Raw genomic sequence first — 23,700 nt, 5'->3', positions numbered from 1 at the left:
ATCTACGTACATTTTCAAAAACCATAAAGCCCTGTACGTTTCATATTAATTCATTTTTTAGATGAAATTTTCGAAATTCTTCATTTCCCTTTTTGCAATCTGTCTGCTTTTTTGTCAAGCAATACAGGCACAAACGCCAGTTGTAATTGATAAAATCATTGCAAAAGTTGACAACCATTATATCTTAAAATCAGAGTTAGAATCTCAAGTACAACAATACAAACAAAGTGGTCAGGCTGGAGCACCATCTACTTGTCAAATTTTTGAAAGTTTAGTAGTTGGCAAAATGATGTTAGCAAAATCTGAGATTGACTCAATTACTGTTGAAGACAAAAGAGTAGAGTCTGAACTTACTTCCAGAATGGAACAAATGGAACAACAGTTTGGCTCTCAGAAAAATATTGTTGAAGCTTATGGCAAAAGTATTGCTTCCTTAAAAGATGAACTTCGTTCAGCTATTAAAGAACAATTGACAACTCGTAAAATGCAAGAAAAAATTACGAGTGATGTAAAAATTACGCCTAAAGAAGTAAGACGTTTCTTTGAAGCAATTCCTAAAGATTCTATTCCTTATATGCCTTCTGAAGTAGAAATAGGACACATCGTAAGGCTCGCAAAAACAACCAAGTCACAAAGAGACGAATTATACAAAAGGTTATACGATTATAAGAAACGAGCTGAAAATGGGGAGTCATTTGAAGAGATGGCTAAATTATATTCCGAAGATTTAGGTTCAGGAAAAAGAGGTGGCGATTTAGGTTTTGCTAAACGTGGGCAAATGGTTGCTCCATTTGAAGCAGCAGCGTTGAAATTAAAGCCTAATCAAATGTCGGATGTAGTAGAATCTGAATTTGGGTTTCACTTAATTAAATTATTAGAAGTACGTGGACAAGAATATCATGCTTTACATATTTTATTAAGACCAGACTATCAAAGATTAGACGTTGTAGAACCAACAAAATTCTTAGATAGTATCAGAGTATTAATTCAAAGAGATAGCATCAAATTTGAACGTGCTGCGAAAGAATTCTCAGAAGATAAAGCAACACAAGATGGTGGTGGAATGATTACTGACCCACAAACTCGTTCGATAAAAATGGCTTTAGATGGCACGATGGAATCTGGTTTATATTTCACGATTGATTCAATGACGGTAGGAACAATTACTCCACCAATGCCATACAGAACTGAAGATGGACGTTCGGCAGTAAGAATTTTATATTACAAAGCAAAACATCCTCCACACTATGCGAATTTAGAAGACGATTTCCAAAGAATGTCAAATTACGCATTGAACAGAAAACGAAATACTGCCATTGAAAAATGGTTTGCTACCGCCAAAAACGATGTATTTATTTACATTGTTGATGAATATAAAGAATGTAATATCATGAAAACGAATGATCAGTGATTTTAAGATTCATTATTCTTTGGTAAAAATCTTGTTTTAAATTAAATTGTGTCAGGTTAAACTACGATTAATCTGACATTTTTCGTTATAAGTACATCTCATAAAATAGTAAGTAAAATTTTGTGTGTAAAAAGACACAAAATCGACAAACAAAATAGAAAATATGGTTCAATTTAAGTCAGATGTTGAAGCAGTTGATGCTTTAAAAGAATCCTATCAGAAACTTACTTCAGAAATCGGAAAGGTTGTTATCGGTCAAGATGAAACGGTTAAAATGCTTCTTACCGCTATCTTTTGTCAAGGACATTGTTTATTGGTTGGTGTACCCGGTTTAGCAAAAACACTTCTCATTCAAACTATTGCTGGTGCATTAGATTTAGATTTCAACAGAATACAATTCACTCCAGATTTAATGCCTTCTGACATTATCGGTTCAGAAACATTAGATAATGAACGAAATTTCAGATTTGTAAAAGGTCCAATCTTTGCCAATATCGTTTTAGCAGATGAAGTAAACAGAACGCCCCCAAAAACGCAATCTGCCCTTTTAGAAGCCATGCAAGAGTATTCGGTAACAGTTGCTGGAAAAAAATATGCTTTAGATAAACCTTTCTTTGTCTTAGCAACTCAAAATCCAATTGAACAAGAAGGAACATATCCATTACCAGAAGCACAATTAGACCGTTTTATGTTCATGGTAACGCTTGATTATCCATCTTATCAAGCAGAATTAGACATTGTTAAAAATACGACCTCAGACAAGAAATATAAGGTTGTACAACAAGTTTCAGGCGAAGAAATATTAGCCTATCAACAATTGGTAAGAAGAGTACCTATTGCTGATAATGTAGTAGAATATGCAGTGACGCTTGTTCATAAAACAAGACCAAACACAGAATTAGCAGATGCTATTTCAAATAAATATTTAGAGTGGGGAGCTGGACCAAGAGCCTCTCAAAACTTAATTTTAGCGGCTAAATGTAATGCTTTACTCAGTGGAAAATATTCGCCAGATATTGAAGATGTAAAGGCTGTAGCAATGGCTGTACTTCGCCACAGAATTGTTAGAAACTTCAAGGCAGAAGCAGAAGGAATATCTGTTGAGAATATTATTAGCAAGCTTTTATAAAACAAAAAATAATTCATCAAAAAAGAGGATGCCTTAGAAAGACATCCTCTTTTTTAATTTTATGACTCCATTACTTTCGGAACTCTGAAATATTCCCCATCTTGCTTAGGAGCATTTTTCAAACCTTGTTCACGACTGATATTTGGAATTACTTTATCTTCACGCAAAGCATTGATTTCTAAACTCATGTGCGTGAGTGGCTTTACATTTGAAGTATCAATTTCATCCAATTCCGACATCCAATTCAATACCGATTCCAAAGAATCTTTCATTTCCTTTTCAGCAGATTCTGGCATTTCTAAACGAGCCAAATGAGCAATCTTTTGTAATAATTCTTGATCTATATTCATCTTTTGATTGATTGAAAGCAAAGATTATTCTCTTCCTCTCAATTTTTTATCGTCCATGTGTTTATTCAAAAACTCATTGATTTTTTCAATATCAATACTTCTATTGATTTCACCAAAGGAGTTGATTGAAATATCGAATCCATCAAGTTCATTATGAACTTTTGGGAGTTCTTTTTTAGGAGTTTCTTTTTTCTTTGCCATTTTATGAATTTGAAAATTTGAAGTTCAAAATTAGTACATTCAACATATTAATTACTCATCACTCACAATTCACAACTCATCACTTACATAACCGCCAAAGCCTTTTCCAAACGAGTAATCACAGCTTCTTTTCCGATAATTTCCATCGACAACATTAAGTCTGGTCCTGCTCCTGCTCCAGTGGTTGCTACACGTAAAGCTTGCATTACTTTTCCCATTTTGATGCCCAATTTTTGTAATTCATCATTCAAAACGTGTTTGATTTCATCGGCTACAAAATTATCTAAAGCTGGCAAAGCATCTTTGAAGGCAGTGATTCCATTCTTCGCATCATCATTCCATTTTGAAGCAACTACGGCTTCGTCGTAAGTAGTTGGTGCTACAAAAAGCGCTTCTGCTTCTTTCGTAATTTCTTGTGGGAAAGTTACTCTTTCTTTGAATAAATGTACGATTTTCAACGCTTTATCTAATTCAAAGTTCGGCAAATATTCTGTTGCCAAAGTTTCATCAGAACGTAATTTCAAATATTGCTGATTGAACCACTTCGCTTTATTAATATCAAACTTCGCTCCTGCTTTGTTGATTCTTTCTAAAGTAAAAGCTTCAACTAATTCATTCATCGAGAATAATTCTTGCTCAGTACCAGGATTCCAACCTAAAAAGGCTAAGAAATTCACCACTGCATCATTCAAATATCCTTCTTCTCTGAAACCTTTCGCAATTGAACCGTCTGGATTTTTCCATTCTAAAGGGAAAACTGGAAAACCGCCTAAATCTGCATCACGTTTTGAAAGTTTACCATTTCCTTCTGGTTTTAATAATAAAGGTAAATGAGCAAACTGTGGCATGGTATCTTCCCAACCAAAAGCACGATACAATAATACGTGTAAAGGTGCTGAAGGCAACCATTCTTCTCCACGAATTACGTGTGAAATTTCCATCAAATGGTCGTCCACAACGTTGGCTAAGTGATAAGTTGGCATTCCGTCCGACTTCATCAGTACTTTATCGTCCATCGTTGAAGAATGTACATGAACCCAGTCACGAATAATATCTTTGAAACGTACTTCTTCTTTGGCTGGTACTTTCAAACGAATCACGAATGGCTCGCCTGCGGCAATTTTAGCTTGTGTTTCTTCTTCCGAAATCGTCAAAGAGTTTTTCAAACGTCCACGAGTAGCGGCATTATATTGAAACGCTGAACCTTGGCTTTCAAAAGTTTGACGCATAGCATCCAATTCTTCACTTGAATCGAAAGCGTAATAAGCTTTTCCTGAATTGATGAGTTGCATCGCATAATCCATATACATCGCCTTGCGTTCTGACTGGCGATATGGTGCGTGTGGGCCGCCTACTCCTACGCCTTCATCAATTGTAATACCAATCCACGAAAGGGCTTCGATGATATAATCTTCTGCACCTTCTACAAAACGAGTTTGGTCGGTATCTTCAATACGAAGTAACATTTTACCGCCCAACTTTTTGGCTAATAAATAATTATATAATGCTGTTCTAACACCGCCCACGTGCAAAGCTCCCGTTGGACTTGGTGCAAAACGTACTCTTACTTGATCTGACATTTTTTGAAAATTAAATTACTGCAATACAAGAAATCTCTACATTCACATCTTTTGGCAAGCGTGCCACTTCTACGGTTTCACGTGCAGGAGGATTCTCTGAAAAATATTCACCATAAACACCATTAATGGCTACAAAATTATTCATGTCTTTTACAAAAATAGAAGCTTTTACTACGTTTGCGAAAGTCATGTTGGCAGCTTCTAAAATTGCTTTCAAATTTTCCATTACCTGACGAGTTTCATCCTGAATACTTGCTCCTGATTCTGCCAAAGCAAAGGCAATTTGCCCTGAAATGTACAAAGTTCCATTAGAAAGTACTGCTTGCGAATATGGGCCGATAGCAGCGGGTGCTTTTTCAGTGAAGATGATTTGTTTCATTGTTGATTTGTATCTTTAATTGGTTTCCCGAAATTTTGTGCAAGTTACAAAATGATTAGCTGTTTTAAGGCATTTATTCAAATCATGATAATTTTGTGGCAAGCAAATCGGTACTCATATCAAAAGATTTTAGGTGTATTCTAAGATATTTTCAATAATTTGCTCACAATGAATTTAATCGTATTAAATATCTGCTTTCTATGGCATTCAATATTCGTCGAAAATATAAAATTGTTTTTTTGTTTTTAGCCCTAATTACTTTAATACTTTTCTGGCAAAGAGTATGGGTAGTCTATTTTTACCAACAAGCCAAAGGCGGTTTGGATGTTGCTTTTAATACTCGTCCATTGCAAGAAGTTTTAGCAGATAAAACCGTACCCGATTCCTTAAAAAAACGTATCTTATTTATTGGTGAAGTACGCCGTTTTGCGATTGATTCTCTGGGATTACACGATAATCCAGATGTCTATCAGACGCTCTATGACCAATCTGGCAAACCTTTGGTTTACTTGCTGACGGTGGCAAAACGCTATGAAATGGAAGCCGTTATGTTTGATTTCCCCATTATTGGTAGTTTTGCCTACAAAGGTTTTTTTGATTCTACAGCTGCTTATCAAGAAGAAAATATTTGGAAACAAAAAGGTTATGATACCGAAATGGGGCAAGGCATCGCATACTCTACATTAGGTTGGCTACCCGAACCTATTTTATCAAGTATGCTTTATTACTCAGATGGGAAATTAGCGAACCTTATTATTCACGAAATGTCTCATGGAACAATTTTTGTGAAGGATAATCATGAAACAAGTGAAAACCTTGCAAATTCAATTGGAGAATATGGTGCGAAGCGTTTTTTAATTCATAAATATGGTCTTGATTCGCCAGAATTAAAAAAATATCTTCAAGCAAAAATCATCCGAGACAAGTATGTAAGACATTTAAACCGAGGAACGTTGAAACTGGATAGCCTTTATCAAACTTTCAAAGGTAAAAATATTTTAGATGCACGCAAGGATTCATTAAAGTATGCGTTAATTGAAAAAATTGAAGTAAACCAAGATACTATTTATAAGAGCTTACGAGTACTCCCCAAACCAAAAATCAGCAAAAAAGAATTACCCAACAATGCCTATTTCGTAGGTTTTAAAACCTACCATTCTCAACAGAATGAATTTGAAGAAATATTCCAAAAACAATTTAATGGGAATTTCGACCAGTTTTTGAAATTCTTCCAAAAGAAATATAATCAGTAGATATTGATATGAAAAAAATATTTTTGCTTCTCATCGTCATCATCACAGCAATGGGTTTCAAATCAGCACTTCAGGAAAGAGTAATTGAACAAGATAGTTTTGGCACTGGCGAGCATATTGAATATCGTGTGCATTACGGTTTTGTAAATGCCGCTGAAGCGATTGTTGATGTTGATGATAAATTACAAAATGCCAATGGGCGTCCTTGTTATAAAGTTGGAATTGTTGCCCGAACCGTTGGCGTGACAGATTGGATTAGCAAAGTACGTGATACTTGGACTTCCTATATTGATGCTTCGCAGATTTTACCTCAACAGTTTTACATGAAAAAACAAGAGGGAAATTATAGAAAAGAGCAAAGAGTCATCTTTAATCATAATACGAATACGGCTAAATTATTCGAATTGAATGATGAACAAGAGAAGAAAAACTACACACTTCCTAAATATATCCAAGACGTAGTAAGTGGCTATTATTTTATCAGAACAATTGATTTTTCCAAAATGAATGTTGGTGATGCCGTTCCAGTTACTTTCTTTTTTGAAGGCGAAGTATATAACATGCGTTTGAAATATCGTGGAAAAGAAACGATTAACACCAAATTTGGTAAAATAAGTACTTTCAAAATCACGCCACAGCTACCTAAAAATAATTTCTTTTCAGATGAAGAATCTGTAAAAATGTGGGTGACCGACGATGAAAATAAAATTCCAGTAAGAGCAGAAGTTTCCTTAAAAATTGGTGCTTTGGCTTTAGATTTAAGAAAGTATTCAGGGTTGAGACATGAATTGAAGTTTCATTGATTTAAGCTGTGAGTCATCAGCTATTTTTTATAGCAATGAAATTTTACGAGAGTGTTCTCAGAAAAACTGAGCTTGAATACAGCTTTTGTGCATTAGAACTCACTTTCTCTGAGTAATAAGGCAGTCAATCTGAGTACTAACTCGGATTTTCTGAGATACAATACACTTTTAGTGAGCTTTAACTCCATTTCTCAGACTCTTAACTCAGATTTTGTGTATTGCAAGTCAGAAAAAGTGTATTAGCATACAGCTTTTCTGAGTTAAGACTCGGAATTTGTGAGATAAGAATCATCAAACTTACCTCCCACAAATCCTTTTATAATCGCAGTATTGACATTTGTCTTGGTCTTTGGTTTTTTCAAAAGGTGTTTCGGGATTGAGTAAATCGCTGACGAATTGTTGTAAGTATTTTTCGGAATCGACTACAAAGTCCATCGCTGTTTCGCCTGCATTGAAGGCGATTTTTTGTTCTAATAAACCTGCATCAATATTTCTGAATGAATAAATACCTGCACTTACTTCATTATCAATTTCGGGCAATTTTGTTCCTCTGATACTCAAGCCTCTGGTTGAAAGCATTTGTTTCAATACCATGTATTTATACAACCAAAGTTGTCTGAATTTATCTTTATCAGTATCGCCCAATAGTTTTTCTTCCAAATCTTCTGGTTTCATGGTCAGTTCTTTGGCTTCAACTTTACCCGTTTTATAATCAATTACTCTAATTTTATTGCCCGACACTCTATCCAATCGGTCTATTCTACCTGCAATTTTCACTGGCAATACTTTATCATTTACTTGGGCATTGAACGTTACTTTCAGCGTTTTTTCTACATCCAATAATTCAATCGGGAAAACCTCATTTTCCAATTGGTAATTGATAAATTTCTTAACAATCGTTTCCCCAATTTGGTAGAGAATAAAGTTCATGCCATCATCAGCTTTCAAACCTTGATTGGTTTGGAGAAAGGCTTCTTTCAGATAAGTATCAATGTTTTCGAGTACTGTTTGTAAATCTTCTTTCTCTACTTTACTTCCTTTTTCTACAAAGGTTTTGTCGATATTTTCAAAAGTTTTATGAATCCAATTCCCAAACGTATCCGCTCCTATTTTCTCTTCTACTTCCTCTTCCTGAGCAATTCCAGCAATACGTGTGAAATAATACTTGAGCGAACAATCCAAAAACTGATTAATCTGAGAAGGGAAAATCCCCTTTTCAGTAATTTCTTGTTCAATAAATGCCAAAATATCGGCTGTTTTTTGAATCAACAAAGGTGTTTCTTCTTTATCCTCAGTTTCTTCCAAACCAATAAATTTTACATTCGGATAAGTAATATCAAGATTAGGATTTAGCTTAGATAATTCATGCTCAATCTGCAAAATAAAGCGACTTTTCTCGCCAGCACCATAAGTATCCGAAGGCAAAACATGCACAAGTACTACTTCTTTGGCACGCTGCATGAGCCTAAAAAAGTGGTAAGCCATTACAGCATCAGCGTGATTATGAGTAGGTAAATTAAATTGTGGGTCGCTGAGGGCATCAAAAGGGATTAAAGTATTTTGTCTTTTACCTTGCGGAAGTGTTTTTTCATTGACCGACAAAATGATTACTTTTTCAAAATCAAGGGTACGGGTTTCCAACATTCCCATGATTTGTAAACTTTCATCCGTTTCAGATTCAAAAGGAATTTTGGTTTGTTTAATCAATTCATACAAGAAAGTTTTGAAACTTCGGATACTAACGGTGTCGCCACGTTCTTCCAGAATTACTTCCATTCTTTGTAAAATCAAGTAAAATTGATAGAGATATTCAGTTTCTATCGCATCTTGATTTTCTTTATAAACTTCTCTTAATAAGTCGATTAACTCATAAAAACACTTGACTGCATTTTTAGGTTTGTTATGCCAGTGTTTAAAAATACTCTCGAAAAGTGGTTCATTTTCAGCAATTTCTAAAAGCTCTTTTGAGCTAAGAAAAACACGATTTCTTTCAGTGATTTCACGGAGGGTTTTGCGGATGGGGTTTTCTTTCGGTTCATTTTGTTCCACTTTAAACCTTATCAACTCATACCTCCTCAAAAATGGATGATTCAGTACTCTTACAATTTGTCGATGTGAGAATTTTGGAATTTTTACCGTTCCGCCGTCTTCTGTTTTAAATTCTACTAAATTCTTTTGTAATTCAAAAAGGGCATCAACCAAGGTGAAAAGCATAGAATTTCGCAAAGAAAGTCCCATCGTGACGTTAAAATCTTTGACTGATTCATCCAAAGAATTCATCACAGGTACTAATAAATTCTCATCTCCCAAAACAATAGCCGTTTGCGATTTAGGAACTGTTGCGTCTGTTTTTGAAGTATTTTCCCAATCCTTAAAAATATGTCCAGCTACTTTCGCTTGTACACTTGCATTGGCTACTCCAATAATTTGAATCTTCTTTTTACCCTTTAATAATTCATCCGACTGCCATTTCCATTCTTCATTAAAAAGAGGAGTAATACCATTTTTCTCATCGCCATTTTTATAATAGCGAAGCCAGTTTCCAGCTTTTTGGTCTTTGTTGTAGAGATAATAAGCGTCTGAATCCCAAAGAGTTTCGGCAAAATCTTTTCTTTTTAATAAAGTACGAATGATTTTTTCTTCGGCATCACTCAAGGCATTAAAGCCTACGAAGTAATACTTTGTATGACGCTCTTTGCTTAAAATATATTTTTCGACATTTTCGGCTAATTCACGATAAGCCATTCCACGGTAATGCAAACCTTTGTCTGCCAAACGCTGACGAAGGTTTTGATAAACCGTAAAAATATTCTCGAAAAGTTTGAAGTAACGGTCGGTGCGGTCGGTTTTAAGATTTTTATCTTTCTGCGACTCTCCCAATTGCATTTGCCAACGTTCTATAGCTTTGGCTTCCGTCATGTACGAAAACAAGGCTTTGGCATCTACTAAATATTGGTCTATTTTATCAAAATCATTTAGCAAAGTACTTGCCCAAGTCATAAATCTTTCAAAGACAACGTTCGGGTCAATTTCTTTAAAAACATCGTACAATTCAAACAACAAAGCCACTTGATCGATTTGGCGAACGCCCGTCATCGTATTCACAAAATCGTCGATAGCCAGTACATCAGGAGCTAAAAAGGGTTTATCAGAAAGCTTCGCCAAAGCATCTTTGAAGTACAAAACCCCACGTCGAGAAGGAATCACGATACAAACCCGACTAAGCTGATTGAGGGAATGTTGTTTAAAAATATATTCAGCGGCTTGGTCGAGGAAGGTTTGCATGAGCTTAATTTGAAAGTTTGGAAATTTGAAGATTTGAAAATTTATCAAACTTCATTTTTTGTAGATAAATATAAATTTGAAGTATGAAGTATGAAGTATGAAGTATAAATTATGAAATGTAGTTCATTAAGCTGACAAAAAGATAAAAGAGCTTGATAAACTAAACAAGTAGCGGCAATCCCTTGCGGTTGCCATTTTGAATGCGGCAACTGCAAGAGTTGCCGCTACATCAATTTTATTTTATAGACAAAACAAAACCTTAGTATAAGACAAGTTGTAATTTAAAAATCTCTGGCTCTCAAATCCCAGAGTCTAAAAAATCTTTCTTCTTGTATCTTGAGTCTTTTATCTCAAAATCAAAAAATCTTGTCTCTTGCATCTTGAATCTTTTGTCCTAAAGTCTTAAAGTCCCAAAATCCTAAAGTCCTCAATTTAATGCACTCTATCCCCTCTCAACTCCAAATTTTTCATAATGTTTGCTTCCATTTCTAGCCATTCATTCCAACGTTGTTTTACATAATTTTCAGACAAGTACTCTTTCGCTAGGTCAATAAAGTTTACGTAATGTCCCGCTTCCGAAATCATCAATTCATGGTAGAATTCTCTAAGACTTTCATCCGAAATTTCTAAAGAAAGTAATCTAAAACGTTCGCAACTGCGGGCTTCAATGAGGGCATTCATAAATAATCTTTCGCCCAGTTGTTCTTCACGAGAACCGCCACGTTTCATTCCTTCATACAATTGATGCACGTACAAATCTTTTCGAGGATTCCCCAAAGGCAAACCACGTTTATCCAATTCTTTAATCACCATTCTAAAATGCGCCCATTCTTCCGAAACCACAGGCATCAATACTTCTCTGAGTTTTTCTTTTTCAGGAAATTGAATTATTAATGAAATACAAGACGAAGCCGCTTTTTGCTCGCAATAAGCGTGGTCAATCAAGATTTCTTCAATATTTTTTTCAGCGATATTTACCCAACGTGGGTCAGTCGGGAGTTTTAATCCTAACATCGTTTTGGTAGCGTATTGTTTTTGTTCGTTCGTCATGTTTTGAAATTGTGAATTGTGAATGAGTGATTTAGTGATTGACTTCAAAATTTTGACTTAACAATTCATTACTAAATTTGATATTGAGCAACAACTTAGATTTTTTTAAAACAAAATAAAATCATTCACAAATCACTAATTCGCTCATTCACTAACTAATCAAAAAGCAACCACTGCAAGCCAAAGCCAAAAGTTCTGCCCATTCCTAAAAAACCTGGAGCGGCGTAATATCCATTTCCTAAAATTCCCTGAGCTACATTGGCAAATTTGAAAAATAAACGCACTCTGTTGATACGCATATCGGCAAAAGCATCTGCTTGCAAATAGCCATTTATCATCTGTTTATCTTGCAAATGAAATTGCTGAATGGCTGGCATGTAGGCATCGGCATAATAATTTGATTTATAATGAAGCTCTAAACCTGTTTGGATAAAGAGTTTCTTCTTATACAATAAATCAAAAGCTAAACGAGTACTGGCAAATATCTTTGGAATTCTGATTAAATCTGGACCAGTTGTTGTTGTCAAATACAATTGGCTGATGGTGGAAAAAGCTCCTTTTCTTAAATCCATTCCCAAACCAGCCCTGAATATCGCAATATCTTCTGTTGCCTGTTTTACAAAAGCCAGAGTATCATAATAAATATAACTGTTGATTAAATTAATATCTACACTTGGTCGAAGCGTCAATTTCCCAAACTTAGGACTTGCCGAAGCATAAGCATGATAAGTTTGCATATTGTTACTGATACCACGGTCAGTCACGAAAGCTGTAGTATTTTTATCCCAGCGAAAACCATCATTAAATGTTACTTGCTGTACCAAAGTTGGCGAAGTGGACATGGCTTTTCCGCCAATATTTAACCATTTTCCTTGAAATTCTACATTCAATTTAAAATCACTTCCTGTTAATAAGTATTCCAATTCAGCAAAAGCCCTTGTACTATCTTTGAAGTATTGATTCAACCAAACTCCCAAGAAATTTTCATTTCTACTAATGCTATAATTGTACAAAGGATTGGTGAATCCAAAGAAACGCTGACGCAAATGCAAGCGATAATTAAAACCTTTGTAAAAGCCTTTGATACCTGATTTATGTTCAAAAATGCTGTATTGACTTTCGTTATAAAGTGAATCTAATTTCATTTTGCCCGTTACTGTGGCATCTGTGGTATAGCGAGAAGCTTTTCCTAAAGTATCGTAAGCGATTGGATAAAAACCGTTCGTCCAATTCGCAATATAATCTGGATCTCTGAATTGTACTTTTCTTGTCTGATAATCAAGCACTTGATATACCTGAAAAGCTTTATAACCCACGTATTCATGATAAAGATGAAGGTTATAAAATTTATCTCTGGTAGCAGCATTATTCAAAATAGCAGCATTATTACCTTGTTGAAGTATCAAATCATAGCTTCTACCTTGTGGCAAAACACCGCCTTCATCGTTTGAATTATGATCTGATAAATTGGCATAAGCCAAAAGTTGATACTTTCTGTTTTTGGTTTGGTAATTGGTATGAATCATAAAATCCCAATGACCCAAAGCATTTTTATTGGTAGAAGTAGAACTTGTTACCAACTGTTTGTTACTCACAATTCTTTGTAGATTGATGCTGAAATTCCACAAAGAATCAACATTTCGGCTGAATTCAAATTGTAATAAATCTTGGGTATTCCCACCCGTTACATAAACTAAATTGGTAAAAGGCGAACGAGTATTGAAGTATCGTACTTGATTGGGCTTGAAAGCGTACAATGTATAGGCATCATAGCCAAGCATTGTCCCGATTTGTTCGGGTGCTTGAAAGAAAATTGGACGAATGGCTGTACCAATATTTCCTAAATCTTGGTACATATTTCTATAGCGTTGAACAAAATTGAAATTATGTCCTTCGCCAATTGTTGTATCAATCGTATAAAGTTTTTTACGATTATTAAAAACATCTTCTTCTAAAAAGTACTTGGTAGAAGTTGGTCCATAAATCACTTTTGTTGAGTCATCTACGCCTGCTCTTCCTGTTGGACTTTTAGCTTTATCTGTTGTTTTTCCTTGTGGAAAATTATTGGTTGATTGCGTTCCCGTACCAAAACCTGAAGTAGAGAACTGAGCCAACAAGACTTCTGAAATGAGAAGCCCTAAAAATGTTAGGATATATCTTTTGAAATTCACGATGCAAAATTAAATAAAAAAGGCGAAAGAGGGTCAAGCGGATTTCGCTTGTAATGACTCAAAAAATATAAAAGTCTTTTATCTACCAATTTAGGCTTTACTTTTTGATGATTTACAGCTTTTCAATACTAATTCATTAAATACTTGTTCACTTTCATTCAGAAAGTAAATTTCAATAGGCAAATAAAACATTGGAATTGCTTTCGATTTTTCACTTTCCAGAAAAATCTGAAATTTCACCATATCTTTTTCTGTCATCAAAATACTTTTTTTTGTTGCAGGAATTTTATCAAAAGTATCCAAAATAAACCTAAAATCTTGTTCCGTAAAATGATGATGATCTTTATAAATTAAATGTTGTGTTACTTTAAAATGTTGCTGACAATACGTTTCAAAAGGTTCTGGTCTGGCAATGCCCGAAACCAATAATATTGTTTCAGCAAAATCTTTGTTTGAATTTTGACTCATTACTTGCGGTTCTCCATAACGAATTCCAGTAAAAAAAATGGGCGTTTCAGCTGACAAGTATGGAGTAATTTTATTGGCAATTTGTTGCTGCTCTGTTTCTGACAAATTATCAGGACATTTACTGACGATTAAAATATCTGCTCTTTCAGCGCCATGTCTTTTTTCACGAAGTCTGCCAGCAGGAAAAGTAAAATCTTTGTCAATCGGTCGATGAAAATCCATCAAGAGTATATTCAAAGAGGGTTTTACGGCACGATGTTGAAAGGCATCATCTAAAATCACTAAATCTGTTGCAAGGAAATTTGAAAAAATAGTGTTCAAAGCTTCTACTCTTTTTTCACCAACTGTAATTTTTACTTCATTTTTAAATTTATTGTAAAACTGCATAGGCTCATCTCCTATCGTTTCGGCTGTAGCATTTTCATCTGCGACAATAAAACCTTTTGTTTTTCGACCATAACCACGACTTAGCGTAACAATGTTAAAATCCTTTCTAAGCAAACGAATTAAATATTCAACGTGTGGACTTTTCCCTGTTCCGCCAACGGTTAAATTACCAATATTGATTACTGGTTTTTCAAAAGTACTCACGCTAAAAAACTGGTTATCGTAGCAGTAATTTCTAAAATCGGTAACCAAACCATAAAGCCAAGAAAAAGGTAAAAGAAGAAAACGCATATTTTTAGCATTAAGAATAAAATGGGCGCTAGCAAAATATTAGCTATTGCTGGGATTATGGTTTTATTTTTTCTTTAAAATCAAATTCAAAAAATTATCTAATTTCCAGTTTTCATAAAAAATAAAAATTTTACACTGCAAAATTCATAAAGAGTTCTGACTTTTTACTAATTTCAAATCCCTTTTAAGATACTTTAACGGAGTACTTGTCTCACAGAAGATCTTTCCAGAACCATTAATACACAGACAATCAGACGATTAATGTAAAATAATTGCTGAAATTTATTTATTTCGGCACAAACCTTATTGCTAAATTCTTTTAAAAAAATTGGGCTTACCAGAAAATGAGTCTTAAAGCTGTCTTTGCAAAATATACGCTAGATTTTAAATTCGAGGCAGGAACGTCTCGGGGTGTGCTAACGCACAAAGATAGCTACTTCATTAAGATTTTTGACTCTGATAACCCGACGGTTTTCGGTTTAGGCGAGTGTGCGCCATTGAAAGGACTCAGTATCGACGACCGACCAGATTTTGAATTACAGCTTTTGGGTATCTGCGAGAACTTCAATACGCTCGAATTAGAAGTTTATCCTTGGAATCTCAACATCATTCTTGAACAAGTATTAGAAAAATCATTTCCATCTGTCGTTTTCGGTTTTGAAACCGCCATGCTTGATTTAATGAATGGTGGAAAACGAAAAGTTTTCAACAATGCTTTTGCCAAAGCTGAACGCCAAATTGACATCAATGGATTGGTTTGGATGGGAAGTAAAGATTTTATGCTTCGCCAGATTGACCAAAAATTGGAAGCTGGTTATGATACCATCAAAATAAAAGTTGGGGCGATAGATTTTGACAAAGAGTGTGAATTATTAGAATATATCCGAAAACGCTACACACCCGAACAAGTTACGTTAAGAGTAGATGCCAACGGAGCCTTTTCGATTGATGAAGTATTACCAAAGCTTCAACGACTTTCAGAATACCAATTACATTCTATTGAACAGCCCATTCGTCAAGGAAATGAAGATTTGATGGCAGAACTTTGCAAGGTTACGCCTATCCCAATTGCTTTGGATGAAGAACTCATCGGCGTTCGTGAATATACTGAAAAATATAAATTGCTAAAAAAAATAATGCCTCAATACATTATTTTGAAACCTACTTTAGTTGGCGGTTTTCAACAATGTAGAGAATGGATTGAAAATGCCAATCGTTTAAAAATTGGTTGGTGGCTTACTTCAGCTTTAGAATCGAATGTTGGTTTGAATGCCATCACACAATTTACCGCAGAATTCAACAATCCATTGCCTCAAGGACTAGGAACTGGGCAACTTTACCATAATAATATCGCTTCTCCATTAGAAATTAGTGATGGAAAAATTTTACATAATCCACAACAAGCTTGGGATTTAGCTCCCTTGAGCTTCTTAATTTAGGATTTTGTAAAGATAAATTTTTGTCGATAAATTTGAGATTCAACGCAGGACTTTGCAATTTTGTATCATATATCAATTACAAAATTTAATTCAATGAATATTCAGGAACTTGATAAAGAACTTCTTTCTTTGTTTGAAAAACGAATCGCTCTTAGCCAAATGGGTTACGACCATCGTGATTATGATGATGTAGAAGAAGCACTTCACGATTTAGAAGATGATTTTAACGATAAATACGGCGACTTTTTAGAAAATATTCTTCAAGAAATTCACAAAGAATATTGTCCAGAGTCTGATGTACTTTTACCAACCGCTTATTTAGCTCGCTCTTTCAAAGAAACTAGCGATGGTGGTATTGAAGTAGGTGCTGATGCTGGTGTTGAAGTAGAATTAGAAGAAAACCCAATTGCCAATGCAAGATTGATGCTTTTACCAAGCCCAACTAGAATTGTTTTAGTGGTTGGTAAAAAGAAAAAAATTGTATGGTCAGCAGATGCTGAGTAATATCTTCGGAGCTATCAATTGAATTTTTCTGCCAAAGCATGTACTTTAGTTGAATAATTAAACAAAAAGGTCTCTGCGAAAGATGTTGCGGAGACCTTTCTGGTTTGAAATAACAAAAACCCATTTAAGCAAATTATTAATTTTACGAACATCCTATCAATACTTCAATTGCCATAATAAATACAAAGATTAAATGGAAAGTAAGTTTAGTGCCAATCTCAGAATTCTGAGAAAAAGAAATAAGTTGACATTAGAAGCATTAGGCAAAATACTGGATGTAAGTAAAAGTGCATTGTCTGATTATGAAAATGGGCATACTTTCCCTTCTTTGGATGTTTGTGATGCGATTTGTAATTACTTCGGAATCAACTTAGATAATTTGCAGAAACTAGATTTTTCTGTAGTTTCTGTGGAAGAATTACGACAAAATCAACAGATTAAAGTTGAAACGCCAAAAGATAATATTAACGATTTTAGTAATCCTTCCAAACAATTAGAATTTCATAACAAATTACTTCACCAACAAATAGAAGGTTTGGGAATTCAATTACAATTGCTAAAGCAATTGCTTGAAAGTAAAGTTTCTGAAATAAAATCTTTGCAAATTCAAATCAAATTACTAGAAGAAAAAATTCGTCATCAATAAAAAAAGGTTTAGAGTTGCCTCTAAACCCAATTAATTCCCTTCTTTAAAAGACTCAAGGTTTTCTCTTCTTCCGAACCCTTCTCTGCTTTATAATCATAAACCCATTGTGCCATTGGTGGCATCGACATCAAGATGGATTCTGTTCGTCCATTGGTTTCGAGTCCAAACTTCGTACCTCTGTCATGAACTAAATTAAATTCTACATAACGTCCACGGCGTAACATTTGGAATGTTTTTTCATTTTCAGTAAAAGGTAAATCTTTATTCTTTTGCATAAAATGTGTGTAAATCGGTGCAAAAGATTCTCCGATGGCTTTTACAAAAGCAAACAAGTCCTGTTTATTACGAGATTCATTTGGTTTTTGATAATCAAAAAATATTCCACCAATCCCACGAGTTTCATTTCTATGCGTATTGAAAAAGTAATCATCCGCCCAATTTCTAAATTTAGGATAATAACTTTCATCGTGTTGATCACAAACAGATTTTAAGTATTGATGAAACCAAACTGCATCTTCTTCCACAACATAATGTGGCGTCAGGTCTATTCCACCGCCAAACCAATATGTTCCGTTAGACATCTCAAAGTACCTTACATTCATGTGAATAATAGGCACTTTCGGACTGTTTGGATGCAAAACGATAGATACTCCTGTTGCAAAAAAATCAACCTTTTCTGTCAAGCCCATTGAGGCTAACATTTTTTCATGTAAATCTCCCCAAACAGCAGAAAACATTACTCCACCTTTTTCGATAACATTTCCGTTTTGGATAACTCTACTTCTTCCTCCGCCACCGCCTTCACGCTGCCAATTATCCTCATGAAAAGTTGCTTTTCCATCGGCATTTTCTAAGGCAGCACAAATCTGATTTTGTAATTCCTTGAAGTATTCCGAGATGCTTTCTTTGGTCATAACTTTATAATTTATTTAAAAGAGCATCTAAATATACTTAGATGCTCTTGCTATTTTTCCGATAAATTAATTTCCTCTACCCGATGAATCTGGTCTTGCTTCATTGGGTGACCTTACTGGTGCAAGTGAATCAGACCTAACATAATTACTATCGGCATTGGTTGAATCGTTTACAGCAGCATATCTTACCGTACAGTTGAAAGGCTTAGTAATTCGTTTGGGATCTAATTTTTCAAAAGGTACAGGATGATATGCCTCAAGACTTGGGTCTTTAATCACTTTTGACATATATCGCCCAAAAAGTGGCAATGCCGTTTTAGAACCTTCGCCATAAGCTCCACTCCTAAAGTGAATGGAACGATCGTCACCTCCTACCCAAGTTCCTGTTACCAAATTACTGGTTAAACCCATGTACCAACCATCTGAATGATTAGAAGTTGTACCCGTTTTTCCAGCAAAACGTGATTTGTAGCGGTCTTTTCCATCAAATAAATCTTTAAACGACCAAAGGTTTTGTGAAGTACCTCCTTGTTCTTCTAAACCACCTTCTAACATGTATCTCATTAACTGAGCAGATTCTTTTCTGATGGCTTGATGGCGTTCTGGCTCAAAAGTATGAATCGTATTTCCGTTTCTATCTTGAATTTCAACGACCAACATGGGTTGTGTATAAATTCCTTCATTCAAGAAACAGCCATAAGAACCTACCATCTCAAATAAAGTAACATCGTTAGACCCTAAACCAATGGATGGAACAGCCGCCAATGGACTTTTAATACCCATTTTATGAGCATAATAAACTACAGAATCGGGACCGACTTCATTCGTTAGCCAAGCTGCACAAGAGTTGATAGAACGAGCCATCGCCCTTCGTAGCGACATCGAAGTATAAGTAAATCGACCGTCGGCATTATGTGGTCGCCAGATTTTTTTCTCGCCTTTTTCTTCTACTTCAATTTCAAAAGGTTCATCCTTAATTTGTGTACATGGCGACATGTCTTTCGGACCATCAATTGCAGTCGTGTAAACAAATGGTTTGAAAGTAGAACCAGGTTGACGACGCCCTTGATTGACGTGGTCATATTTAAAATATTGAAAATCTAAACCACCAACCCAAGCTTTAATATGCCCCGTGAACGGATCCATACTTATCATACCAGCCTGTAAAAAACGCTTGTAATACACAATAGAATCGTAAGCACTCATCGTCATTTGTTCTTCTCCAGAACCATTTCTTGAGTAAACCCACATTTTACGCTTTACATTTTTCATGTAATGCCAAATAGAATCTGAGTTGTTTTTATATTTTGCTGCTAAAGCTTTATAATAGCTAGTTCTTTTGGCAACAGTATCGATGAATCCCGGAATTTCATTTCCTTTTTCATCCGACCAAGGATTTTTTCCAGACCAATGATTATCAAAAGTTTTTTGCAAAGCTCGCATTCCTTCCTGTACAGATGATTCTGCATAGATTTGCATTCTTGAATCGACAGTAGTAATAATTTTTAGTCCATCTCTATACAAATCTAATTCAACATCACTTGTATCTGCCCATTCTTTTAATGCTTTCGCTACGGCTGTTTTAAAATAATTACTTGAACCATCGTAAGGAGATTCCTCATTTATTTTCAACTTAATTGGTAATTTTGAAAGCGAGTCATAATGAACTCTCGTTAAATAACCATACTTCACCATTTGTGACATAACGGTATTTCTTCTTTTCAAAGATTTATCGTAATTCCTTCTAGGATTATAAGTATTGGTTGCTTTTTGCATTCCAACTAATACCGCAGCTTCTTGCACATTTAAGCTATCTGGTGAAGTATTAAAATATGTTTTGGCGGCTACTTTTATTCCGTAAGAATTACTGCCAAAATCAACGGTGTTCAAGTACCATAAAATAATTTCTTCTTTGGTATAATATCTTTCAAGTTTGATGGCTGTTAACCATTCTTTCGTTTTGATGACAAACTTGCCCAAAACTGGTACATAACCAAATACTCCTTTTTTGGCAACTCCTTCTTTTTTACGGGTTTTAAAAAGGTTTTTGGCCAATTGCTGCGTAATGGTACTTCCACCACCACGTTCGCTTGCTCCAGTGACAATCCCAGCTACTACGCCAAAAATTGCTCTAAAGTCAATTCCTGAATGTTGATAAAAACGAGCATCTTCTGTAGCTACTAATGCTTTTACCAAAAAAGGAGAAAGGTCTTTATAGTTTTTGATAGGTGTGCGATTTTCTTGAAAAAACTTCCCCATTAAAACACCATCTTCTGAATAAATCTCTGATGATTGAGAAAGTTTAGGGTTTTGTAATTCTCCTACCGAAGGCATTTCACCAGTTAACCACAAAAAGTTGGTTTGGATACAAAAAAGATAGAAAACACCTGCCAGTACTGTCCATACAAATGATTTCCAAAGTGTTCTTATCGGTTTATAATAAGCAGATTCTTTATCAAAACTTTGGCTAATTTTTTGTTTTGCATCTGAAAAATAAGCCTTTATACTATCGAGGCGCTTATAAAGTATTTGTACCTGTTCTTCACCCAATATTATTACCAACAATTTATCTATTTGAAGCCAAAGCAAATGCAGAGAATTCAACAGCGCTGTTTGAATAATAACACTAAGATTTTGAATGAGTTGTTTTATCTTGTTCATCGTGTACTTATTTATCAAACTAAAATAGGCGACAATTTACGACAAAAGTTTTAGATTAAGGAGTGAAACAAGATAGAAAATTGAAAGCTTTAACATTAAAAATTGATTCATAAGTCAGTTTTTTGAGATTTACTTGATGAATCAATTTGATAATATTTTGTTGATTATTTTTTTACAAAAATTAAAGTATTGCGTTATTGGATTGATATTTCCTTGTAGGCTTTGATTCATCATCAAAAACTTGATCAAAATTGCTTTACATTTTAAAATCAAAAAGAGATAAAACTGAAAAAACAAGCTCAAAAAGCCATTGAGCGACCTTTAAAATAGATATGTGTAAAAAAACTTTAAAGTTTTTTTACACATTAACTCCCTAATAATCAGCCAAACTTACATTCACTGATATTTTTTTTGATATTTTTTTTGCGTAAAAGTTGCACAAAAAGAAAGAAAGCACTAATTTTGCATCATCAAAAACGAAGAGAGTTGGCAGAGTGGTCGATTGCGGCAGTCTTGAAAACTGTTGACTGTAACAGGTCCGGGGGTTCGAATCCCTCACTCTCTACATCCACAGAAAATATTCTTTTTCTCCTAAGAAATCCTACCGCCCAAACGGTAGGATTTTTTGCTTTTAAGCCATTCAAAGCAATATTCCCATCCCAAAATTCAAAATATCATTTTCAAATGCTTGTACAAACACCTTTCAAGTTGGTGGCACTTTTGGTGGCACTAAAGTTTTGACTGGTGGCACTTGATGAAAGAAAAATATTTTCACAAAAAGCTTCGGTGCTTAATTTAATAGTTTCTTAATATTTGAGAATTAAACTACATAATATTAATCACCGATGAGTCAAAAAAAATACTTGGACACCGTATGGAAATACTGTTTATCCGCCACAGATGTAAAGATGTTAATTTTTCAAAAATCTACACGAAAATTTCTTACAATGGAGAAAGGTTAGAATTAGGTTCAACAAACATCAAAATTGCTACAGAAGATTGGGATATTGAGAAAAAGAGAGTAAGAAGTAATGCTCCTAATGCCTCAATTAAAAATGAAATATTAGCAACAATCGAATCAGACATTTTTATTGCTTACAACGATTTGTTACGAAAGAAAAAAAGCTTTAATGTTAAAATGCTCAAAGAGGCTATTTTAAAGGTGGGTGAAAATGAAGTTGATTTAAAAGAGCCTTCATTTATAGAAGTATTCGATATGTTTCTAATTGCAATCAAAGAACCTGACCCATTGGAGCAAAGAGAAGAATTGAGCAAAGGCACTTTAACAAAGTATAAAAATGTTAGAGATAGTTTACTGAATTTCTTTATTTATGAAAAACAATTAAACCTAAAAATCAGTGAATTTGATGTAAATAAGTTGAGGAAGTTCAGAAGCTGGATGAAAAACATCCAAGCCTTTGCACCACTAACTGTACACAAAAGATGCCAAGTGGTTAAACAAGTTGCCAAATGGGGTTTCAAAAACTTAAAGCAATGCCACCATACTCCAATTTATGATATAATGTTTAAAGAACCCGAACCAGATGAAAATATCTTTTTAACTCAAGACCAGTTTGAGATTTTGAAAAATCATAAATTTCGGACAAAGGCTAAGCAAGAAGTAGCAGATGTATTTGTACTTTATTGTAGGACTGGATTCCATTATGCCGACCTTAAAGAAATTATCAAAAACACACAAAATGATTCAAATATTAATAAAGCTGAGAGAAAAGGTATTGATGGAGAAAAGTGGTTATTCAAAGCTCGTGTAAAAACAACTGTTACAGCTAAAGTACCATACTTTCAGGAAGTACATCAAATAATTGAAAAGTATGGTGGTTGGCAAAATATCTCAATCAAATCGAATTCTAAAATGAATGATACTTTAAAACTAATTGCAGATGAATTAGGGTTTCCTGAAGAGTTAATTTTGAAAATCTCTGTTAAAGCAGGACGTAAAACACTATCAGACTGGCTTTTGAACGTTAAGGGTTGGACTAATGAGGCTTTAATGGTTTTATTAGGGATTAAGAACGAAAAGTATGTAAAAAGATATGCAAAACCAGATGAAAGAAGAGTGATTCTTGAAATGAAAAGAAACAATCAATAAAAAAACAGGCATTTTTACATTAAACTATTCATACAAAGCAAAATACTTTTACAACATTTTTTATCCCTTAAATATAAAACTTAAATGAAAAAGACAATTATAGGCCTAAGTTCAATTATTTCACTGTTTATTTCATCTTGTACTTCAGTAAATCATAACCGAGTAGGTCAGGGTGTTAACACCATCGACCAAGCTGCTAACATCCAAAATCTCAAAAAAGAAGACATCATTGTAGGTAAAAACGTAGAATCTGACAAAACTTACAGTAAAGTTTGGTTTCTTTTTATCCCCTTCGGAGGGAAATCAGAGGAAACAAGAAGAGAACGAGTGTATTTGCAGGCTTGTAAACAAAACCAAGTAGATGGTATTTTGCAACCGAAATATGAAACCAAAAGGTTTTTTATACCTCTTATTCTTTTTACTTATGTTAATTACAACACTTCTGTTTTAGGGAAGGGGTATAATATCAAAACTGATAAATAATAAATTTCGTAAATAAAAAAACCTAACTAAGAGCTTCTCAGTTAGGTTTTTTATTTACTATTAATGCTATAACATTTTAGTTCTCTCAATCATCTAAAAAAATAGCGTTTTTTAAATGAAAAGAAACAATCAATAAAAACAGGTACTTTTACGCTAAAATATTCATATTAAAATAAATACTTTTA

Annotated in this window: 19 protein-coding genes and 1 tRNA gene; 10 read left to right on the top strand and 10 right to left on the bottom strand. The window is 34.3% G+C overall.

Features of this window, described 5'->3' with window-relative positions:
* Nucleotides 1-61 precede the first annotated feature (61 nt).
* Together VB798_RS02510 and VB798_RS02505 are read left to right on the top strand one after the other, a co-directional pair.
* Complete coding sequence (locus VB798_RS02510; RefSeq protein ID WP_323255617.1) at nucleotides 62-1,411, top strand: peptidylprolyl isomerase; 1,350 nt, start codon at nucleotides 62-64, stop codon at nucleotides 1,409-1,411.
* Between the two features lie 163 nt (nucleotides 1,412-1,574).
* Nucleotides 1,575-2,540: an AAA family ATPase gene (locus VB798_RS02505; RefSeq protein WP_323255615.1), complete on the top strand. Its 966-nt coding sequence runs from the start codon at nucleotides 1,575-1,577 to the stop codon at nucleotides 2,538-2,540.
* A gap of 59 nt (nucleotides 2,541-2,599) precedes the next feature.
* Here the strand turns inward: VB798_RS02505 and gatC are convergent, their stop codons facing one another.
* From gatC to VB798_RS02485, 4 genes are all read right to left on the bottom strand, one after another.
* Complete coding sequence (gene gatC, locus VB798_RS02500) at nucleotides 2,600-2,890, bottom strand: Asp-tRNA(Asn)/Glu-tRNA(Gln) amidotransferase subunit GatC (RefSeq protein ID WP_323255613.1); 291 nt, start codon at nucleotides 2,888-2,890, stop codon at nucleotides 2,600-2,602.
* 24 nt (nucleotides 2,891-2,914) lie between these two features.
* Nucleotides 2,915-3,091 (bottom strand): hypothetical protein, encoded by a 177-nt coding sequence (locus VB798_RS02495; protein ID WP_184134445.1) that lies wholly within the window; start codon nucleotides 3,089-3,091, stop codon nucleotides 2,915-2,917.
* 83 nt (nucleotides 3,092-3,174) lie between these two features.
* Nucleotides 3,175-4,671: a glutamate--tRNA ligase gene (gene gltX, locus VB798_RS02490; protein ID WP_323255610.1), complete on the bottom strand. Its 1,497-nt coding sequence runs from the start codon at nucleotides 4,669-4,671 to the stop codon at nucleotides 3,175-3,177.
* A gap of 10 nt (nucleotides 4,672-4,681) precedes the next feature.
* On the bottom strand, nucleotides 4,682-5,050 hold the full coding sequence (locus VB798_RS02485; protein WP_323255608.1) for a Rid family detoxifying hydrolase: 369 nt from the start codon (nucleotides 5,048-5,050) through the stop codon (nucleotides 4,682-4,684).
* A gap of 200 nt (nucleotides 5,051-5,250) precedes the next feature.
* Between VB798_RS02485 and VB798_RS02480 the strand changes: the two genes are divergently transcribed.
* Together VB798_RS02480 and VB798_RS02475 are read left to right on the top strand one after the other, a co-directional pair.
* On the top strand, nucleotides 5,251-6,303 hold the full coding sequence (locus VB798_RS02480; protein ID WP_323255606.1) for an aminopeptidase: 1,053 nt from the start codon (nucleotides 5,251-5,253) through the stop codon (nucleotides 6,301-6,303).
* Nucleotides 6,304-6,311: 8 nt separating this feature from the next.
* Complete coding sequence (locus tag VB798_RS02475; RefSeq protein WP_323255604.1) at nucleotides 6,312-7,106, top strand: DUF3108 domain-containing protein; 795 nt, start codon at nucleotides 6,312-6,314, stop codon at nucleotides 7,104-7,106.
* A 297-nt stretch (nucleotides 7,107-7,403) separates the two neighbouring features.
* On the opposite strand, the gene VB798_RS02470 is transcribed toward VB798_RS02475, so the two are convergent.
* The 4 genes from VB798_RS02470 to lpxK all read right to left on the bottom strand — a co-directional run bounded on the left by VB798_RS02470 (nucleotide 7,404) and on the right by lpxK (nucleotide 14,758).
* Nucleotides 7,404-10,391: a PD-(D/E)XK nuclease family protein gene (locus VB798_RS02470; protein WP_323255602.1), complete on the bottom strand. Its 2,988-nt coding sequence runs from the start codon at nucleotides 10,389-10,391 to the stop codon at nucleotides 7,404-7,406.
* A 432-nt stretch (nucleotides 10,392-10,823) separates the two neighbouring features.
* A complete protein-coding gene (gene miaE / locus VB798_RS02465) occupies nucleotides 10,824-11,441 on the bottom strand; it encodes a tRNA-(ms[2]io[6]A)-hydroxylase (RefSeq protein WP_323255600.1) in 618 nt (205 codons plus the stop codon).
* A gap of 155 nt (nucleotides 11,442-11,596) precedes the next feature.
* Nucleotides 11,597-13,612: a putative porin gene (locus VB798_RS02460; protein ID WP_323255598.1), complete on the bottom strand. Its 2,016-nt coding sequence runs from the start codon at nucleotides 13,610-13,612 to the stop codon at nucleotides 11,597-11,599.
* A 90-nt stretch (nucleotides 13,613-13,702) separates the two neighbouring features.
* Nucleotides 13,703-14,758: a tetraacyldisaccharide 4'-kinase gene (lpxK, locus tag VB798_RS02455; protein ID WP_323255596.1), complete on the bottom strand. Its 1,056-nt coding sequence runs from the start codon at nucleotides 14,756-14,758 to the stop codon at nucleotides 13,703-13,705.
* 344 nt (nucleotides 14,759-15,102) lie between these two features.
* Here lpxK and VB798_RS02450 point away from each other — a divergent pair, with 344 nt between their 5' ends.
* The 3 genes from VB798_RS02450 to VB798_RS02440 all read left to right on the top strand — a co-directional run bounded on the left by VB798_RS02450 (nucleotide 15,103) and on the right by VB798_RS02440 (nucleotide 17,347).
* Nucleotides 15,103-16,197, top strand: coding sequence for an o-succinylbenzoate synthase (locus tag VB798_RS02450; protein WP_323255594.1), 1,095 nt, complete (start codon nucleotides 15,103-15,105; stop codon nucleotides 16,195-16,197).
* A gap of 93 nt (nucleotides 16,198-16,290) precedes the next feature.
* Nucleotides 16,291-16,701 carry a hypothetical protein gene (locus tag VB798_RS02445; RefSeq protein WP_323255592.1) on the top strand — a complete coding sequence of 137 codons (411 nt, stop codon included), beginning with the start codon at nucleotides 16,291-16,293 and terminating at the stop codon, nucleotides 16,699-16,701.
* A gap of 193 nt (nucleotides 16,702-16,894) precedes the next feature.
* Nucleotides 16,895-17,347 (top strand): helix-turn-helix transcriptional regulator, encoded by a 453-nt coding sequence (locus VB798_RS02440; protein ID WP_323255590.1) that lies wholly within the window; start codon nucleotides 16,895-16,897, stop codon nucleotides 17,345-17,347.
* Nucleotides 17,348-17,367: 20 nt separating this feature from the next.
* On the opposite strand, the gene hemF is transcribed toward VB798_RS02440, so the two are convergent.
* Both hemF and VB798_RS02430 read right to left on the bottom strand, forming a co-directional pair.
* Nucleotides 17,368-18,261 (bottom strand): oxygen-dependent coproporphyrinogen oxidase, encoded by an 894-nt coding sequence (gene hemF / locus VB798_RS02435; protein WP_323255588.1) that lies wholly within the window; start codon nucleotides 18,259-18,261, stop codon nucleotides 17,368-17,370.
* A gap of 66 nt (nucleotides 18,262-18,327) precedes the next feature.
* A complete protein-coding gene (locus VB798_RS02430; protein ID WP_323255586.1) occupies nucleotides 18,328-20,922 on the bottom strand; it encodes a penicillin-binding protein 1A in 2,595 nt (864 codons plus the stop codon).
* Nucleotides 20,923-21,402: 480 nt separating this feature from the next.
* On the opposite strand from VB798_RS02430, the gene VB798_RS02425 reads away from it, so the two are divergent.
* From VB798_RS02425 to VB798_RS02415, 3 genes are all read left to right on the top strand, one after another.
* Nucleotides 21,403-21,487: transfer RNA gene (locus tag VB798_RS02425), tRNA-Ser, on the top strand.
* A gap of 309 nt (nucleotides 21,488-21,796) precedes the next feature.
* Complete coding sequence (locus VB798_RS02420) at nucleotides 21,797-23,032, top strand: phage integrase SAM-like domain-containing protein (RefSeq protein ID WP_323255584.1); 1,236 nt, start codon at nucleotides 21,797-21,799, stop codon at nucleotides 23,030-23,032.
* An 84-nt stretch (nucleotides 23,033-23,116) separates the two neighbouring features.
* Entirely contained in the window at nucleotides 23,117-23,515 is a 399-nt protein-coding gene (locus VB798_RS02415; protein WP_323255582.1) for a hypothetical protein, read from the top strand.
* Nucleotides 23,516-23,700 lie beyond the last annotated feature (185 nt).

This window comes from Arcicella lustrica, assembly GCF_034930985.1.
Taxonomy (GTDB): Bacteria; Bacteroidota; Bacteroidia; order Cytophagales; family Spirosomataceae; genus Arcicella; species Arcicella lustrica.
Note: the sequence above shows the minus strand (reverse complement) of the source record. Positions and strands in the feature narration are given on the sequence as shown.